Origin of the sequence: Paraburkholderia sp. 31.1 (assembly GCF_014397645.1) — a bacterium.
In the GTDB taxonomy this organism is placed as follows: Bacteria; Pseudomonadota; Gammaproteobacteria; order Burkholderiales; family Burkholderiaceae; genus Paraburkholderia; species Paraburkholderia tuberum.
Window position 1 is genome coordinate 1 of record NZ_VZQN01000123.1, and the last position, 3104, is coordinate 3104.

General features: G+C 57.8%; 5 protein-coding genes and 1 pseudogene. All 6 read right to left on the reverse strand.

Annotated elements, in window-relative coordinates; all coding sequences use genetic code 11:
* Positions 1-572, reverse strand: a pseudogene (locus F6X37_RS35445) (hypothetical protein); the annotation flags it as partial.
* Complete coding sequence (locus F6X37_RS35450; RefSeq protein WP_187614632.1) at positions 544-1113, reverse strand: hypothetical protein; 570 nt, start codon at positions 1111-1113, stop codon at positions 544-546. The gene F6X37_RS35450 and the pseudogene F6X37_RS35445, both read right to left, overlap by 29 nt.
* Before the next feature lie 26 nt (positions 1114-1139).
* On the reverse strand, positions 1140-1451 hold the full coding sequence (locus F6X37_RS38140) for a hypothetical protein (protein ID WP_187614633.1): 312 nt from the start codon (positions 1449-1451) through the stop codon (positions 1140-1142).
* The gene (locus F6X37_RS35460) at positions 1448-1672 is read right to left on the reverse strand and encodes an ESPR domain-containing protein (RefSeq protein ID WP_187614634.1); all 225 of its coding nucleotides are present in this window, start codon (positions 1670-1672) and stop codon (positions 1448-1450) included. The genes F6X37_RS38140 and F6X37_RS35460 overlap by 4 nt, the downstream gene beginning before the upstream one ends.
* Before the next feature lie 896 nt (positions 1673-2568).
* On the reverse strand, positions 2569-2718 hold the full coding sequence (locus tag F6X37_RS35465; RefSeq protein WP_187614635.1) for a hypothetical protein: 150 nt from the start codon (positions 2716-2718) through the stop codon (positions 2569-2571).
* Between the two features lie 3 nt (positions 2719-2721).
* Positions 2722-2913: a hypothetical protein gene (locus tag F6X37_RS35470; RefSeq protein ID WP_187614636.1), complete on the reverse strand. Its 192-nt coding sequence runs from the start codon at positions 2911-2913 to the stop codon at positions 2722-2724.
* Between the last annotated feature and the right edge of the window lie 191 nt (positions 2914-3104).

Consider the following 3104-nt stretch of genomic DNA (forward strand, 5'->3'; position numbering starts at 1 on the left):
TCGCGCACCGATGACGTCAGCGGACAAATGGTGATCGTGAAGCCGCGATTTTGATTTCTTCTTCGCGCCATCTTCGCGACGACCTCAGCAACTGACAACGTCGCTCGAGCGCAACGGAATAGAGGACCTTCCTTCACACCGCTCAGCGTACGCGCACCTTCCGTGCCCGTGATGTCCACCGACTTGCCACCGGTCTCCGACGCCACCGTGATCGCCTGCGTTCCCGTATCCTGCTTCACCAGGCCAACTGCACTCGAGCTAAGCTGTTGCGTCAGGTTCGTCACCGAGCCTTCGACGCTCGATACGCGACTATCGATGTTGCTGATCGTCGAAGCGTTCGATGCAATATCCGACGTGTGCTTCGCGATGCTGTCTTCGGTTGCGCCGACGCGGGTGTCCAGACCGCCAATTGCTGACGTGTTGTTTGCGACATCCGCAGTGTCCTGCGCAATGTTGCTTTCAGCCGTACCGACACGAGTGTCCAGACCACCAATCGCCGTCATGTTCTGCGCAATCTTGCCTTCAGCCGTCGACACACGGTCGTTAGTAGCTGCCAGTTGCGAGCCGTTCACCGGCTTCCGTGCTACCGTCTGCCAGCTTGCCGTCCTTCACACCGCTCAACGTACGCGCACCTTCCGTGCCCATGATGTCCATCGACTTGCCGCCCGTCTCCGATGCCACCGTGATCGCCTGCGTACCCGCATCCTGCTTCACCAGGCCTACTTCACCCGAGCTCAGCTGCTGCGTCAGGTTCGTCACCGAGCCTTCGACGCTCGATACGCGACCATCGATGTTGCTGATCGTCGAGACATTCATTGCAATATCCGACGTGTTCTTCGCGATGCTGTCTTCGGTTGCACCCACGCGGGTGTCCAGACCGCCAATTGCTGACGTGTTGCCTGCGAAGTCCGCGGTGTTCTGCGTCGTACGGTCGTCGATGTTACTGAGCGCATCGCCCACGTTGTCGACCGTCGTGCCGCCCACGCTGTAGCTTGGCGCTGTAATCGTGCCGTTTTTGTTGATCACCACGCCACCGCCCAAAGCGCCCACCACACTACCGAGCGGGCTCAGGTTGACTGCGTCGCTACTCTGGGTACCTGCGGCAACGTTCACGATCTGGCGCTGGCTGGTGGCCGTACCTACTGAAGCCGTGTTTCCCGGTTGGCCACCGAATACGAGCCCAAGGCGACGCTATTGCTAGCGGTAACCGTGCTGAAGGGGCCTAGCGCCACAGAATTTTTGGCAGTCACGGTGGAAGCGGAGCCAAACGCAGCCGATTTGCTGCCGGTGACGATGGCGACCTCTCCAAATGCAATCGACGCACCTCCGCTCGCGGTCGCCCCCTCGCCGATGGCAACTGCCGAACTACCGTCATAACCAGTTTCACCCGAAGCGAGCGCACCAGCTCCGATCGCGATTGACCCAGTAGTCGCCGAGGCTGCTTTACTCACGGTAGTGATGTTACTACCACGAAGTTGCCGTAGGTGCCGATAGGGTTCGTCACATCCGCCTCAGCGACCCCACTGCATCCGACAATCACGCCCAAGGCCGCAACGATGCTGTCAGCCACAACTCGCGACTTGCTACGCTTGCTGCGCGCTCTCGTATGCTCCGATGCCGCCACCCACGAACCAAGGGATTCATTCCAAACGCTGACATATGACTTGTTCATGATGTATTCCTTAAGGAGTGCGCTAATCTGTATAACGTAGGATTGCTTATCGTATGGCGATCATTGTCGTCTTCCGACCCGGCAAACCTTTCGCAAGAAAATCGCGATGTTCACGCGCGCCGCAATGTGGGAAGTTAGTGATCGCTCAATACGGTTGAATCTGGAGAGAGTCAGATCGTCTTGCCCTGACCTCTGTAACTGATTTCAGTCTATATTTTTTGGGATGGTGACTATAGGTCCAGTACGATTTATGGCGCCCACCTTCCCCGCAGCAGGGCCATCTAAGTGAGTAGCCCACCCGGCGTGCCTGATAGCTCCGCAGTTCGCTCTGCCATGCGTGAGGAGCGACAAGACCGATGCGGCCGAAGCCGGAACAATCTGCGAGGCGGTAAATCGACTGCACATGCGCTTTTTACCGATCAAGACATAAGCGGAACAGACAATGCTTTCGCTGCGTCGGGCGCGCGCCCGACGCGTGAACGGGAGCGTCGCATGCGGCTGGGCCGAAAACCGAATCAGCCGATTGGGCTTACTCAGGGTTGAGCTTGGCCTACGAGGTCGCCGGATTTGATGTTGGGGCTCGTCAATGGCGACTCCAGACCTCTAGTCCGCGCACACCCTGAATCCCGACGAGCATACAAACGTGCTCTGCGTAGCCAACGAGCCGCACTTCGCCGATATCCCGCCGGCGGGGCATCATGCAGATGCTGGCTTACGAAGGCGTGTACTTCGCCAGCGAATCGACCTATGCATGCGTGTACTGCGCGAGCACGGCAAGACGACACGCCGTGGCCGCACCAAAACGTTTTCGCGGGACCGTCCGCCACACACGTCGCGAGGGCACCGCGGTAGGTCTAGTGCTGGGACATGACGTTTCTGCCGCCAACGGTAAGGCTTTAGAGCCGCGAGATCGTAGGCTGGGAGCTGTACAGCAGCAACGCATGGCGAACATGCAGCGCATCTGGTGTGCCGCACGGCGCCACGCCAGTGCTGCGCAGGCCGGCTATCAAACCGTTGTATTCGCCGCGCCGGGCCAGCGACGACAATGCCTATAGCCTTCCGGGAACATCAGAGTTCACCAAGGTTTTCCCCTGAAGTTGAGCAATGATTTCCCGCCGTCCTTTTGGAGAGGCTCGAAGCAGGAGGTTCATTGTTACTATAAATTCGCGCTCTTCATTCTTTTGGAGATTGACGAACGCGAGTAGCGCCTGAACAGTTCCGGCCTCTTTGTTATTCGACATTTCGATTTCCTTTGATCTTCACACTACATCGCAAGTTGTAAAACTGCCGAAGAAGGGAAAGACTTGGCGGCCTCAAATCTGAAGTGCAACACCTGTTTCGTATAAGGTGTTGCGATGCACGAAAGAACTCAGTACCAGCAACTTCAGCCTGAAGAGCGCCTGACCATTGCAAGTCTGCATCTGCAGGGTTC

Coding starts and splice junctions, on each gene's coding strand:
- F6X37_RS35460 (WP_187614634.1), bottom strand. CDS start 1,672: ATGAACAAGTCATATGTCAGCGTTTGGAATGAATCCCTTGGTTCGTGG.
- F6X37_RS35470 (WP_187614636.1), bottom strand. CDS start 2,913: ATGTCGAATAACAAAGAGGCCGGAACTGTTCAGGCGCTACTCGCGTTC.